Here is a 14,263-nt window from a genome sequence, read left to right as displayed (position 1 = left end):
TGACGATCCGCCGGACCGGTATTTCAAAAGATCAGCCCCAGCACTTGTCGAGCGCAGTCTTGGTATCGATGGACGGAACGCCATCGACAGGCTTGTCCGTCACCAGCGTCACGCCCGTATCGACGAAGGTTTTGCCTTCCGTCGGCTTTGGCTTTTCCCCGGTATCGGCAAATTTCTTGATCGCTTCGATGCCGAGCGACGCCATCTGCAACGGATATTGCTGCGAGGTTGCGCCGATCACGCCAGCCGCAACGTTCTTCACGCCGGGGCAGCCGCCATCGATGGAAACGATCAGCACATCCTTTTCACGGCCCACAGCCTTCAGCGCTTCATAGGCACCGGCGGCAGCAGGTTCGTTGATCGTGTGTACAACATTGATGTTCGGGTCCTTCTGGAGAAGGTTTTCCATGGCGCGGCGACCGCCTTCTTCGTTGCCGTCGGTCAGGTCGCGACCGGCGATGCGCGGATCGTCCTCGTCGCCAAGCTTGTTCTTGTCTTTCGGGTCGATGCCGAAGCCGACATCAAAACCCTGATCGCGCAGAACATCCACGCTTGGCTGCGATGCGGTCAGGTTGAGGAAGGCGACGCGCGCATCCTTGGCCTTGTCACCAAGCGCTGCTGCGGCCCATTTTCCGACCAGTTCTCCGGCCAGGAAATTATCCGTTGCAAAAGTCGCGTCTGCCGCATCCGCCGGTTCCAGCGGCGTGTCGAGCGCGATAATCAGAAGACCCGCGTCACGCGCCTTTTGCAGCGTCGGCACGATGCCCTTGGTGTCGGAAGCGGTAATGAGAATGCCCTTGGCACCATCGGCGATGCAGGTTTCGATGGCCGCTACCTGACTTTCGGAATCGCCGTCGATCTTGCCCGCATAGGTTTTGAGATTGACGCCGAGTTCCTTGGCCTTGGCGACAGCACCTTCCTTCATCTTGACGAAAAAGGGATTGGTGTCGGTCTTGGTGATGAGGCACGCGCCGACATCGGCAGCATGCGCTGGAAGTGCGGCAACACCAAGCGTGAAGGCAGCAAAGGCCGCCGACAGAACTGTCTTCTTCATGAACTCCTCCCAGAGTGAAACCGGTCCTTCTTCCCCCGGCATGGTTGAAGCAAAACACGGCTTCGAAACAGAGTCAATTAATAAATCCACTTGATTTATTAATGTATTGTGTCACTCTCGCCCCGGAGGAGAGAGCCGAGGGAGACACGACGCCACGTTGAAAAAGCGCGCATCTCGCTGCTTAAGCTTTTGTTTTTATTTCATATCCCACAGAATGAGGCTTTTTCTCCTGCGATGAATGGGTTAGGAACCTCGCCGTGCCCTAACACTACAGTTGCAAATTCGTCAGGCCGTGGCGAAACGAGTGATTTTCGAGCACCGGAGCGGAGCGTACTTAAAAGTACGTGAGCACCGAAGCACAGGAAATTGCTCGTTGCAGACCGGCATCACGAAGAATGCAACTGGGTGTTAAGCGTGGGATCTGGGAGAGAAAATGGTCAGGCATCATCCGGAACGGGACGTTTCCGAGCCAAGGGGCGGCCCGGCAGGCTCGCCCGGCCCTGCCATGCAGAAATTTGCCGAACCGGGCGCGAGTATCAATCGCGGTTCCAACCAGATCGGTGTCCGCGCTTATAATGAGCGGCTGGTTCTGGCGCTTGTGCGCAGGCATGGCGCGCTGGCCCGAGCCGATATTGCACGCCTGACCGGACTTTCGGCGCAAACTGTTTCCGTCATCATCCGCGCGCTGGAAAAAGACGGGCTGATTACGCAAGGCGAGCGCGTGCGTGGGCGCGTCGGCCAGCCCTCCATGCCGATGCGGCTTGCAGCAGACGGCGTTTTTTCCTTCGGCCTCAAGATCGGGCGGCGCAGCGCGGAAATCATCCTGATGGATTTTCTGGGCGCGATCCGCGAACGCAGGCATATCACCTATCGCTGGCCGGTGCCCGACGAAATCCGCCGTTTCGCCTTTGACAGCATTACCGCCTTCACCGCCGCACTTGATCCGGACAAGCGCGATCGCATTGCGGGCCTCGGCATCGCGCTGCCGTTTGAACTCTGGAACTGGGTGGAGGAAGTGGGCGCGCCCGCCGCCGACATGAATGCGTGGCTCGATGCCGATCTCGTCAACGATTTCGGCGCGGTCTTTCCGTTCCCCGTGTTTCTTCAGAATGACGGCACGGCGGCCTGTGGCGCGGAACTCACCTTCGGGCGCGGGCCGGAATTCACCGATTTCGTCTATTTCTTCATCGGCTCGTTCATTGGCGGCGGCGTGGTGCTGAACAACACGCTTTATCCGGGACGCACAGGCAATGCCGGTGCGCTCGGTTCCATGCCAATGCGCATGCGCAGCGCCAAAGATGGACGCGCGACATTGCAGCTGATCGATACCGCCTCGCTTTTCGTGCTGGAGCGGCTGTTGCAGGAGAGAAATATTTCGTCCGACGATCTCTGGCTGTCGCCCGAAAGCTGGCACAATTTCGGCGAACCGCTCGATGCCTGGATCGCACTTGCCGCGCGGGGGCTTGCCCATGCGGCGGTGGCGGCTGCGTCGATCATCGATTTTCCTGCGGCCATCATCGATGGATGGTTGCCGGAAGGCGTTCGCCATCGCATTGTCGAAGCGACGCGGGCCGAACTTTCCCGCCTCGACCTGCAAGGCCTCAGCGCCCCGGAGATCATCGAGGGCAAGGTGGGCGTCCACGCCAAGGCCATGGGCGCCGCAAGTCTGCCGCTCTCCAACCGCTATCTGTTCGACCAGAGCGTGCTGTTCAAGGATGCAGGCTAGCGCCCTTGATGGCCTTGTCTATATCCTTTTTCGGGCCGTAAAGCGCCAGTCCGACCAGATCGGGTGCATCTGCCGGTTCTGTCTTGAACACGGCGCGATTGGCCTCGTCATGGCCGGTCTCAAACATGGCCCGCACATAAGGCGCGCGCACCAGATCACGCTGGATCGACTGCTGCCAAGCCCGTTGCAAAATTTCCGGCGTTGCCGAGAAAATCAGCATCGGCTGCCCCAGAAGCGGCGCATGGCGGCGGCCCGACGCATCCTCATAAGGCGTGCCCATCGTATCAGGCACCGCGCCTGATATGCCGGTTGCAATGAAGGCGGTCACGTTCAATTTCTGCCAGACCGGCAAATCGTTCAGAACAAGAATGGCTACTTTGGTATCGAAAAACATCGGTGCTTCCTCTTTTCGAGAAAAGACCTAGCCCTTTGCGGCTGCAATTTCTGGAACGTTTGTGCGCCCCCGGCGATAGGCTGCCGGTGTCATGCCATAGGCGCGCCTGAACCAGCGCCCCATATGGCTCTGATCCGCAAAACCGCTGAGCGCCGCCGCCTCTGCCGGTGGCGTCTTTTCGCGCAACAAACGGCGCGCTTCGGCAAGCCGCAGTTGCACCAGAAAGGCATGGGGCGATGTGCCGAATTCGCGCCGAAACCCGCGCGAAAGCTGGAACCGGTCCGCAGCACCTGCAACTTTTGCCAGCTCGTCCAGCCCGAACTCTTCATCGAAGCGCGCGCGCAGATAGTCCATCGCGCGGGCTGCAACGGGATGTGGCACCGAACCCGTCTCCGGTCTGGCCTGCCCGAGATGCCGCGCCAGATGGTGGGTCACCTGATCGCGATAGTCCTCGACCATCAGCTGCGGCGCTTGCAGAAAGATCGCTTCGCAGGCACGTGCTATGGCCTGAAACAGCTGCTGGTCATCGGCCAATGTTTCCCGAAAGCCGATATGCGCATCATTGCCGCCCATCGCATCGCGGATCAGCGATTGCGGCATATAAAGCATGTTATAGGTGAAGCCATCCGCCTTTACCGCCTGCCCGTCATGGCGCTCGCCCGGCTCGATGAGAATCACCCGGCCCGGCGTGCTCTGCCGCCGTTGTCCACGACAGAAAAAGTCCTGCACGCCCGCATGGGTCACCCCGACGAGCCATTCGTCATGGAAATGCATGTCATAGGCATGGCTGTGAAAACGCGCGGCAACAGCTTCGAGGCCGGTGGCATCGTTGCGTTTCAGGCGCATGATGTCGCGGGCGTCATGGCCATGGTGGTTCGTGTCAGTCATCGGGTAAATTTGTAGCACATCGCTGCACAAACACACGCTTTGTTATTTTCAATCAATAAGTTTGATCTATGTTGTCTTGCAATGACCGCAAATGCCAACACATTGACTGCTTAATTCATTGAATCAAACGGGAAAGATATGACCGTCAAAACGATCGCAACCACGCCATACCAGGACCAGCAACCGGGCACTTCAGGCCTGCGCAAGAAGGTTCCCGTATTCCAGCAGCCCAATTATGCCGAAAACTTTATTCAGTCCGTTTTCGATGTGCTGGAAGGTTTTGAGGGCAAGACGCTTGTGGTCGGCGGCGATGGACGCTTCTATAATCGCGAAGTGATCCAGAAGCTCATCAAGATCGCGGTAGCCAACGGCTTTGGTCGCATCATGGTCGGTCAGGGCGGCATACTTTCCACGCCAGCCGCATCCAACATGATCCGCAAATACAAGGCATTTGGCGGCATGGTGCTTTCGGCCAGCCATAATCCCGGCGGACCGCAGGAAGATTTCGGCATCAAGTACAATATCGGCAATGGCGGCCCGGCACCGGAAAAGATCACCGATGCGATCTTCGCCCGTTCCAAGGTGATCGACCAGTACAAAATCGCCGATGTGGCCGATATCGATATCGACAAGCTCGGCAGCACCAAGCTGGGTGACACCGAGATCGTCATTTTCGATCCGGTGTCCGATTATGCCGAGCTGATGGAAAGCCTGTTCGATTTCGACGCCATCCGCGCCATGATCAAGGGCGGCTTCGCGCTCAAATTCGACGCCATGCATGCCGTGACCGGTCCTTACGCCAAGGAAATCTTCGAGCACCGTCTCGGTGCGCCGGACGGCAGCGTCGTCAATTTCGTGCCGCTGCCGGATTTCGGCGGTCATCACCCCGATCCGAATCTCGTCTATGCAAAAGATCTCTATGATCTGCTGATGTCGGATAAGGCCCCGGATTTCGGCGCAGCCTCCGATGGAGACGGCGACCGCAACCTGATCATCGGGCGCGGTATTTTCGTTACCCCGTCCGACTCGCTCGCCATGCTTGCCGCCAATGCGCATCTGGCACCCGGATATAAGGGCGGCATCAAGGGCATTGCACGTTCGATGCCGACCAGCGCCGCCGCCGACCGCGTGGCGGAAAAGCTCGGCATCGGCATGTATGAAACGCCAACCGGCTGGAAGTTCTTCGGCAATCTGCTGGACAATGGCAAGGTCACGATCTGCGGTGAAGAAAGCTCCGGCACCGGTTCCGACCATGTGCGCGAGAAGGACGGTCTCTGGGCGGTGCTGCTCTGGCTCAATATTCTGGCCGTGCGCAAGGAAAGCGTGAAGGCCATTGTCGAGGAACATTGGGCGCGCTTCGGGCGCAATTATTACACCCGCCACGACTATGAGGCGGTCGATTCGGATATCGCGAACAAGCTGGTGACCGACCTGCGCGCAAAGCTTTCGAGCCTGCCGGGCACCACGGTCAACGGTCTGAAGATCGAGAAAGCCGACGATTTCGCCTATCATGACCCGGTCGACCATTCGGTCAGCGAGCATCAGGGCATCCGCATCTATTTCCCCGATGGCGGGCGCGTCGTGCTTCGCCTGTCCGGCACCGGCACTTCAGGCGCCACCATCCGCATCTATATCGAGCGCTACGAAGCAGACACCGCCAAGCACAATCTCGATACGCAGGAAACGCTCGCCGCGCTGATCGACGCCGCAGAGCAGATCGCCGAAGTGAAGAAGCGCAGCGGACGCGATGCGCCGACGGTGGTTACGTAATAGGGGAATAGGGGAATAGGGGAATAGGGGAATAGGCTAGTAAGGCCGAAACTTTGTTCAATCGCCCTTTTCACTTATTCCCCTACTGCCTTACTCCCCTACTCCCTTAATCGAAAACAATCGCCGGTGCTGGTCGGCCAGCACCATTGCCGCCCTTCATGTTTTCCCAAACCTTGGCCGCGATATCGCGGTAGATTTTCGCGTGTTCGCTATCCGGCTCGACCACCGTGACCGGTGTGCCATTATCCGAATGGGCGCGGATATCCATATGTAGCGGCACTTCGCCGAGGAACGGCACATTGAGGCGTTCGGCCTCCTTGCGCGCGCCGCCGTGACCGAAAATGTCGTAGCGCTTGCCCGTATCAGGCGCGATGAAGTAGCTCATATTTTCGACGATGCCGAGCAACGGCACATCCACCTTGCGGAACATGGACAAGCCCTTGCGCGCGTCGATCAGCGCCAGATCCTGTGGCGTCGAAACGACAACCGCACCAGCCAGCGGCACCTGCTGCGCCATGGTCAGCTGTGCGTCGCCGGTGCCGGGAGGCATATCGACAACCAGAACATCCAGCTCGCCCCAGGCCACTTCGCGCAGCATCTGCGTCAGCGCCGACATGACCATCGGACCCCGCCAGATCATCGGCGTTTCCTCATCGACCATAAAGCCCATCGACATGACCTTGAGGCCATAATTTTCCATCGGCTTCAGGATGCGACCTTCGATGGTTTCCGGGCGACCTGAAAGGCCCAGAAGGCGCGGCATGGAGGGGCCGTAAATATCGGCATCGAGAATGCCGACCTTCAGGCCATTGGCCTGCAAGCCGAGCGCCAGATTGACCGCCGTGGTGGATTTGCCAACGCCACCCTTTCCAGATGCGACGGCGATGATCGCGCCGACGCCCGGAATGCCGGGCTTGGCTGCTGCACGTTGTGGCTGCGGCGGATGGCGATGCTGTGCGGGTGCGGCAGCGGCAGGGCGCGGTTGCGGCTTGGGCGGCGGCGGAGCGTCGTCGCTGGTGCGGCCGCCTCTCTTTTCCGCCGTCAGCGTGACCAGCGCGCCGGAAACACCGGAGATTTCCTTCACGGCCTTTTCCGCTGCAAGCCGCATCGGCTCCAGCGCATCCGCGCGCTGCGCGGGAACCGTGATGGAGAAGAAGACCTTGCCGTCGGCAATAAAAATATCCGATACCAGTCCGAGCGACACAACATCGCTTTCGAAGTCCGGTCCCGTCACGGTCTTCAGCCGTTCCAGAACCTGTTCGCGCGTTACGCTTGCCATTTCGATTCCTTTAGTGAAGGCAGTAAGGCAATAGGTGAGTAAGTGAGTATGTATAGAACATATTGCCCTACTGCCCTATTCCCTTATTCCCCTAATCCCTTTTCACCAAGAGGCCAATGCTCATTCTGGGCCTCATTCGGCGCACCTTTCAGGCCGCTTCCTCGCAGACGGCGGCTTCCGGGCAGTGCCCCATGAGATAAAGCGCGCAGGTGGTGCGCAGCATGGAGGCGAAATTCGGGATCGCGCCATTGGCTTCCAGCGCTTCATCATAGAGCGTCGAGATGAAGCGCGGCGTGGTCAGATTCTGGCTGGCTGCGATCTCATCCAGCAGTCGCCAGAAGGTGGCCTCCAGCTGAATACTGGTGGAATGCCCGCCAATGCGCACAGAGCGATTGATCTGCCGGTAGCCTTCCGGGTCCTGCTCGGCGAAAACCTTGCACATGGGTTCCTCCATTACAGAGCACATCCCGAAAAGTGTGAAACGGTTTTCGGAAAAGATGTGCGCAAAAATAAACTTCAGAGCGCCGATCTGTTTCCAGATTGAATAGCGCTCCCTTGAGAGCACGAACTGCGCTGTGGTAGCCGATTGCCACCACGCCGTCGTTTTTTCTTTCATAATCGACAACCAGTGAGACAATCGCAAGCCGCTTTTGCTGAAGCGCTGCCAAAAATGACATGCAAGAAATAGGAGTCACTTGTGGCTAAAGCCATTCATTCGATGATCCGCGTTCTCAACGAGGAAAAATCCGTTTCCTTCTACAACCAAGCTTTCAAGCTAGACATTGCAGAACGCATTGATTTCGAAACCTTCACGCTGATTTATTTGCGCAATGCAGAAGCCGACTTCGAAGTCGAGCTGACCGTTAACAAGGGTCGCACCGAACCCTACAATCTGGGCGACGGCTACGGTCATCTTGCTGTGGTCGTGGACGATGTCGACGCCGAACATGCGCGCTTCACTGCGCTTGGCTTCAAGGTTGGCAAGCTTGTCGATTTCAAGAACAACGGTGTGCAGCTTGCCCGCTTCTTCTTTGCCGAAGATCCGGATGGCTACAAGATCGAAGTTCTGCAGCGCGGCGGCCGTTACCAGTAAGCCCCCGGCACCATATCGCCTGTCATGGCCGAGAGGAGCGGCCACGACAGACGCCAGCGTTCCCGGTGACGAAAATGCGCCGGGTCCGCGCAGCCAGTCCATTCATTCCGGATGGGCAAGCAAAGGAGGAGAACCGAATGACAACCGTTTTCGACGGTCTTTCCACCCACGAAAAGAAGAAGCTCTCCCGCCGCGACCTGTTGAAGCGCGGTGGGGGCCTTCGAGGATATTTGGGTCTGGGTTGTTAATCAGCTCGAACAGCCAATAAAATTTAGCCGATCTGGACTATTCTATTACATCAAAGACGAGCGCAAGTTGGCGGCGTACGAAACGCGTCAATGACCTGCCCGGCACCGATAAGCTTGGCCACAAGGAATACCCCGGGATTACTGCGATCAATTCCACCACATACAACAACATCGCTAAATTTCCGCCCTATTTTCTAATCCCTTAGTAGGAAAGGCGTATTCGACGCTTCCTTGCGCTACTCGCAAAACACACAAATATTGCGCCCTTTCTTACAGTACCTTTATAAGAAATCATATTTTATTGTTCATTCCGAAATATTCGACGGATCTATAATAAATCCGACCAATATTTAAATTTGATTATAACAAATTTCTCATCAATAAACGAATACAGGAGATTCGAATGAAGAAACAAGAAGGCAATAATAATTTAAAGCATATAAAATCAGATTATGATTCCGACGACGCCCGAGTTAAAAGCGGACTTATCGACTTTCACGTACGGTATGAAGACAACAGGGAAATGCCCTTGGCCAAGCGGAAACTCATCTGGCAGCTTGTTGAGGGCAACGCTATCCTAAGTCAGTCTACGACACTGACCGGCGACAATGGCCAGAGCATAAACGCCATCAAAGAATTACCAGACAATAATATCGCAAACGCATTCGTACGCCTGGCTGTCTGGCCCGAGGACGAACCGGACATCATACTCGCAATTGAACATATATTGGATGCGAAAAAGGGTTCTCCGCGCGGTGAATTTGATAGCTTATGGTTGTACCCGCCCGCAGCGGATCAAGTACTGTACGACACTGCCGTCCCCATACGTGCTGCAGTTGCGGCTCGCTTAGGTCGGCCTTATTCCAATGCCACTTTGATTTGGGAATACACCATCAATGGCGAGCCAGCCGGAGATGTTCTGGAATATACGAAAATCACCACTACCGATGATCACGGAAATAGCAACTCATCGTTCTATTACAAAACAACATCCGGCTATCCTTCTGAGCAGGTAAAAATTCAAGTAACGGTGTCAACACAAGGGTTTTCCCCTGAGCTGACACAAGGCCCTGTCGATCTCACGTTCGTCGGCGGTGGACATACCAATAAGTTGGAACTGTCTTCGCCAAACGGAACAGAACCTCTGCCCACGAATACTCCGAAGGATATTAAACTGAAGCTCACTGACGACAAAGGATATTCTTTAACGAATTATTTTGTCGACTGGGGAGAGCCTGCAGCCGGCGCCGCTTACATGGACCTTCAATCGACAACAGATGAACACGGCGAAACGCGAGCGACAGTCAAACAAACCATCGAAGGAATTGCAACATTCAGCGTTAGCGTTCCGAAAGCAAATATTACCAACGCAGAGTTCCCAATAAACTTCTGTCGACAGCCTAGCCGGCTCAAGATAATTCCTCCGACTCTGGATAACATCCGATACGACGACTATGTAACCATAGCTGCCAAAGCTCTGGACGGCGAAGGAAACCCCGTACCGGGTGTGGCTTTGCATTGGAAATACGAAGGATATACCAACCTAGGGACAGGCCCCCAACCAGACACAGATCCAGATGGTATCGCAACGACGTGGTTCATCGTCCGCACCGATTATGGCTACCCCCACACACCCACCAAAATGACAGTCACCGTAAGCGACGACTTCGGTCATACTTCTGAGCCCGTAGAGCTCGACTTTGTTGGGGGCAGCCTGAACAATAAGCTGCAATTGCAAAACCTGTCATACGGCAGTACGGGAAATACCGACACTCCTGTTGAGGTCATACTGAAATTGTCGACGTTCGAAGACATTCCATTGGCGAACTATCCTATCATTTGGGATATCCCTACCAATGGCGCTTCTATCTTAAAACATGATCCAAAAACCGATCCGCGCGGTTATGCTAACGCCACCCTCCAGGGAACCCGAAAGGGAGTTGCCGATTTCAGAGCACGTGTTCCACTGGCAAATGCCACATGCCAGTTTCCGTTGAATTTCCGCAAGCAAGGCTCAGCGCCAAGTAGCATCGCACTCAAACTAGATCCTAATGAGGAACTTCGGTACGACAGCAAGGTTCTGCTAGAAGCAGTTGTGTTGGACAGCGAAGAAAACCCAGTACCGAACTTAACGGTATTGTTTGAACCCCATCTTGACCCAATGCACAACTATGAGTACAGAAACGAAGCTGTTACGAATGCTGATGGTGTTGCAATATGTTGGATCACATTGCACACATACTCTGGCTATCCGTCTACACCGATCACCCTGACAATGATTGCACAAACTGATGACGGTTCTGTTAAATCGAATCCGGTGACGGGCGTTTTTGTTGGTGGCGGTCTCCACAATAAATGGAAACCAATCGCACCAATTGACAGTCCCTTACATATTGGTGAAACGACCGTTGTCGAGTTCCAATTGATTACCCCTGAGGGCATAGGAATGGGTAATTACGCGATCAGTTGGGATATTCCAACCAATGGTGGCACTGTCGTCACACACGAAACGAACACCGGAGCTTCTGGTAAGGCCACAGCGTCACTTACTGGAAAGCTTACCGGCACTACCGAGTTTACGATACGCGCTCCAGACGCGAACGCATTCTACACTTTCTCGTTAGACTTTCACAGATAGATCGTTTTCATCATAGACACGAAGCGGCCGGCGAAGGATAACCGCCTCACTGCACGCAGATGAAACCGGCGCGACCAATTCGCGCCGGTTTCATTTGATGCTTGGCAAACATGCATGGCTTCGACTAGATAGCTCCGCGACACAGGGAGATGCCGTAGGTTGAAGTTCAGCGCGCGCCAGTTTCGGAGCAATATCGCCATACGCCTGCTGAGCGTATTGGCTCTGATGCTCGTGGCCTTCGCGCACAAGCCCATCGACCTCAATGCTCCCGACAGCTATCAGCTCGCACAGTATCAACTGCCGGATGGCACCTATCCCGTTCTTTGCATCGGTGATCGGGGTGAAAAACAGAATCATCAGGGGCATGACAAGCATGTAAGCAGCGAAAGCTGCGAGGCCTGCCGTATTGCCTCCGGCTTCCTTTGTCCGACACCGGAAAGCTCGACCGCTCCCTCGCCGCATGTCGCAATGGCCGACGGTGTTGTGCCGTCACAACCGGTTTTGCGTCGCGCGGTCTATCCGCCTTCGGCACCGCCGCAAGCGCCACCGCTCGCCTGAACAAATCCCGTTTGAACGGATGCGCCTGACAAAGAGCGAGCGCGTCCTCCCCACGACTGTTCAGGTATAAAAATATGAAAAATCATCGTCTTTTCGCGTCCGCAATTTCGCTGGCAGCTCTTTGCCTTTCGGCAAGCCTGGCCAATGCCCATTCGTCGCTCGACCAGAGCGAAGCCAAGGGGGGCAGCTTCTACAAGGCCACTTTCCGCATTCCGCACGGCTGCGACGGCAAGGCCACGACCGAAGTCAAAGTGGAGCTTCCCGAAGGTTTTGTGTCGGCGCAGCCGCAGGTCAAGGCTGGCTGGACAATCGAAACCACCAAGGGCGATTATGCCAAGAGCTACAAAGTGCATGGCAAGGATGTTACCTCCGGTATCAAGGAAGTGCGCTTCACCGAGGGCAACCTGCCGGGCGAGTTCTATGACGAGTTCACCGTCGTCGGCCAGCTGGCCAAGTTCGACAAGGACACCACGCTTTCCTTCCCCGTGACGCAGATCTGCGGCAGCGACGCTTCCGTCGCATGGACGGAAATTGCAAAAGACGGACAGAACCCGCACGAGCTTGAACATCCCGCCCCGCAGCTTCTCGTATTGGCGGCGACCGGCGCTGACGAGCATGCAGGCCACGGTGGTCATGGTGACCACGGCGACGCGCACGGCAGCCATGCAGCCGAGCCGGTGAAACTTGGCGATCTCACCATCACATCGCCTTCGGTTCGCGCCATGGTGCCCGGCGCCAAGGTGGCAGGCGGTTTTCTGACAATCGAAAATGGCGGCAAGGATGCCGACAAGCTCATCTCCGTCAGCACAACGGGCGTAAAGCGCGTGGAAGTCCACGAAATGAGCATGGAAAACAATGTGATGAAGATGCGCAAGCTCGATGGCGGTCTCGACCTGCCTGCGGGCGAAACCGTCGAGCTGAAGTCCGGCGGTTATCACCTCATGTTCATCCAGCCGGAGAAGCCCTACAAGGAAGGCGAAACCGTGCCGGTTACGCTCGAATTCGAAAAGGCTGGCAAGGTTGAGATCAACTTCCCCGTCACGGCCCAGAATGGCCAGACGAGCGAACATTCATCCGATCATTCCGGCCACTGATTCCCGGAGCATGGGGCGCGGTGTCGTTCTCTCCCTCCTCCACCGGCATTGCGCCCGTTTGCCGCAACCGCTGTCTCCCCGCAGCGGTTGCGTTATCATTCGAATACTATAAACATGACTATAACAGTCTAGAATAATTCTACACTCTTGAAATCTCTCGGCTTTTTAAAAGTTGACCAATTGACTCCAGATCAATTTGCCACTTTTATATAGCTCCGCGCAATCCTGCGCACCTTTGATGTCTGGGCCTTGAACCCTTTCGATTGGAGGACCCAATGGTTGGTCTCGGTGAATGCCGGTCCGCAAATATCGACGGCCTGCCCTGGCAGCTCAGTCTCTTGCCGACCGGATACTGCACTATACGCGGCGCGACGGAACGTCCCGCACAGCGCAAACAGGGCAAGTCTACTGTCTCGCATGCCTCTGCCGATGTTGCATCGTGGAGGCGCTCATGAATATGCGTATATCGCAGCTGAACGGCGCCAATAGTGCAGGCTATTTCGACCGCCTGCCGGAAAAGCTGGTGCTGGAAGGCTATCGTCGCTGGACTGCGGGTTTCGAGACCGGCTCGATCATCCCGTGGGAAATGACCTGGGGTCTCTATTCGGAAGTGCTCGGACCATCGGAAGCAAAGCGCGCTGTCGGTGAGCTTTCGCATTTCATCCGTGTGCTGCGTCATTGTGCAAGCTGCCAGTTGCGCGCTTTCCCGTTCGACTCGCATCATGTTTGCCGCGAGGAATGCCTGACGCTGGGGCTGATTTCCGGATTACATAATCAGGATGCGCTGCTGCTCGACACGTGTCTGGAAGCCATTGCCTGCAAACGGCGCTGCGACGATGTGGCAGCTGCCGCCAGCAATTTTGCCGAAGCTTTGGCCGATTTCGGCCAGACTTTGCTGCCAATACCGATTCACGCCATCGACACCGCTTTGAACATTACGCATCGCGCGACTTTTCACTGATCTGAAAATCCCAGCGTTTTGCGAACAAAGACGATTCTAAGTTTTAAGCCGCTGCGACGCAGCGCAAGGAGATCAAAATGCAGGCCAGAACCGAACGACGCCTCGGCATTGCCGCTGCCCTCGTACTGACCGTAGCAGCATTTGTCATGCCGGGCGTATCCACTCAGATCGCGCAAAACGACGTTGCGCCAGAAAAGCAGGTTCACATGGCTTCCGCCGAAAGCCTGCGCGCCGAGTTCCGTCATTTCGTCAGGCTTGGCGAAGCGATGCCGAAATCGGTTCGCTACGAATAGAATGCAAAAAAGGCCGTCTCTGACGGCCTCAGGCTGCTGACAAACCCGCCGATATTTTTCGGCGGGTTTTGTTTTTGAGAGGGGCGCGTTTTGTGACTGCCTTAGTAAGGAGTTGCAAGCGGCTGCAGCCGCTCATACGCTGGCTGCCTTTGGGGTCTTTGTCAGGACCATGGCGATCTTCTTGATGTTCTGTGCGGCGGCTTGCAGCAGGCATTGGCAGGCGACGCGGACAAGGCCTCGAAAGCGGGCGTAGCGGTGGCCGTGCAG

14 protein-coding genes are annotated in these 14,263 nt (G+C 56.1%); 9 read left to right on the top strand and 5 right to left on the bottom strand.

Features of this window, described 5'->3' with window-relative positions:
* Positions 1–31 precede the first annotated feature (31 nt).
* Positions 32–1,054 carry a sugar ABC transporter substrate-binding protein gene (locus HWD97_RS05110; RefSeq protein WP_109368109.1) on the bottom strand — a complete coding sequence of 341 codons (1,023 nt, stop codon included), beginning with the start codon at positions 1,052–1,054 and terminating at the stop codon, positions 32–34.
* Between the two features lie 433 nt (positions 1,055–1,487).
* Between HWD97_RS05110 and HWD97_RS05105 the strand changes: the two genes are divergently transcribed.
* Positions 1,488–2,780, top strand: coding sequence for an ROK family protein (locus HWD97_RS05105; RefSeq protein ID WP_371834846.1), 1,293 nt, complete (start codon positions 1,488–1,490; stop codon positions 2,778–2,780).
* On the opposite strand, the gene HWD97_RS05100 is transcribed toward HWD97_RS05105, so the two are convergent.
* Both HWD97_RS05100 and HWD97_RS05095 read right to left on the bottom strand, forming a co-directional pair.
* On the bottom strand, positions 2,764–3,174 hold the full coding sequence (locus HWD97_RS05100; protein WP_140024500.1) for a DUF2000 domain-containing protein: 411 nt from the start codon (positions 3,172–3,174) through the stop codon (positions 2,764–2,766). The genes HWD97_RS05105 and HWD97_RS05100 overlap by 17 nt on opposite strands.
* Positions 3,175–3,201: 27 nt before the next feature.
* The gene (locus tag HWD97_RS05095) at positions 3,202–4,062 is read right to left on the bottom strand and encodes an AraC family ligand binding domain-containing protein (protein ID WP_371834845.1); all 861 of its coding nucleotides are present in this window, start codon (positions 4,060–4,062) and stop codon (positions 3,202–3,204) included.
* Positions 4,063–4,200: 138 nt separating this feature from the next.
* On the opposite strand from HWD97_RS05095, the gene HWD97_RS05090 reads away from it, so the two are divergent.
* Positions 4,201–5,832: an alpha-D-glucose phosphate-specific phosphoglucomutase gene (locus tag HWD97_RS05090; protein WP_371834844.1), complete on the top strand. Its 1,632-nt coding sequence runs from the start codon at positions 4,201–4,203 to the stop codon at positions 5,830–5,832.
* 106 nt (positions 5,833–5,938) lie between these two features.
* On the opposite strand, the gene apbC is transcribed toward HWD97_RS05090, so the two are convergent.
* Together apbC and HWD97_RS05080 are read right to left on the bottom strand one after the other, a co-directional pair.
* Entirely contained in the window at positions 5,939–7,111 is a 1,173-nt protein-coding gene (apbC, locus tag HWD97_RS05085; protein ID WP_371834843.1) for an iron-sulfur cluster carrier protein ApbC, read from the bottom strand.
* 148 nt (positions 7,112–7,259) lie between these two features.
* Positions 7,260–7,553 carry a ribbon-helix-helix domain-containing protein gene (locus HWD97_RS05080; protein ID WP_371834842.1) on the bottom strand — a complete coding sequence of 98 codons (294 nt, stop codon included), beginning with the start codon at positions 7,551–7,553 and terminating at the stop codon, positions 7,260–7,262.
* A gap of 255 nt (positions 7,554–7,808) precedes the next feature.
* Here HWD97_RS05080 and HWD97_RS05075 point away from each other — a divergent pair, with 255 nt between their 5' ends.
* From HWD97_RS05075 to HWD97_RS05045, 7 genes are all read left to right on the top strand, one after another.
* The gene (locus HWD97_RS05075; protein WP_371834841.1) at positions 7,809–8,204 is read left to right on the top strand and encodes a VOC family protein; all 396 of its coding nucleotides are present in this window, start codon (positions 7,809–7,811) and stop codon (positions 8,202–8,204) included.
* Positions 8,205–8,855: 651 nt separating this feature from the next.
* Entirely contained in the window at positions 8,856–11,090 is a 2,235-nt protein-coding gene (locus HWD97_RS05070; RefSeq protein ID WP_371834840.1) for an Ig-like domain-containing protein, read from the top strand.
* A gap of 159 nt (positions 11,091–11,249) precedes the next feature.
* The gene (locus HWD97_RS05065) at positions 11,250–11,648 is read left to right on the top strand and encodes a hypothetical protein (RefSeq protein ID WP_371834839.1); all 399 of its coding nucleotides are present in this window, start codon (positions 11,250–11,252) and stop codon (positions 11,646–11,648) included.
* A 74-nt stretch (positions 11,649–11,722) separates the two neighbouring features.
* Positions 11,723–12,742, top strand: a complete 1,020-nt coding sequence (locus tag HWD97_RS05060; protein WP_371834838.1) for a DUF1775 domain-containing protein — start codon at positions 11,723–11,725, stop codon at positions 12,740–12,742.
* A gap of 275 nt (positions 12,743–13,017) precedes the next feature.
* On the top strand, positions 13,018–13,197 hold the full coding sequence (locus HWD97_RS05055; protein WP_371834837.1) for a hypothetical protein: 180 nt from the start codon (positions 13,018–13,020) through the stop codon (positions 13,195–13,197).
* Positions 13,194–13,703 (top strand): hypothetical protein, encoded by a 510-nt coding sequence (locus HWD97_RS05050; RefSeq protein ID WP_171316895.1) that lies wholly within the window; start codon positions 13,194–13,196, stop codon positions 13,701–13,703. The genes HWD97_RS05055 and HWD97_RS05050 overlap by 4 nt, the downstream gene beginning before the upstream one ends.
* Positions 13,704–13,780: 77 nt before the next feature.
* On the top strand, positions 13,781–13,996 hold the full coding sequence (locus HWD97_RS05045) for a hypothetical protein (RefSeq protein WP_109370136.1): 216 nt from the start codon (positions 13,781–13,783) through the stop codon (positions 13,994–13,996).
* Positions 13,997–14,263: the final 267 nt, after the last annotated feature.

The sequence above is a fragment of the Ochrobactrum sp. C6C9 genome (genome assembly GCF_022627935.1).
GTDB classification, from domain to species: domain Bacteria; phylum Pseudomonadota; class Alphaproteobacteria; order Rhizobiales; family Rhizobiaceae; genus Brucella; species Brucella teleogrylli.
The sequence above is the reverse complement of the archived record's forward strand: the minus strand, read 5'-3'. Positions and strand labels throughout refer to the sequence as shown.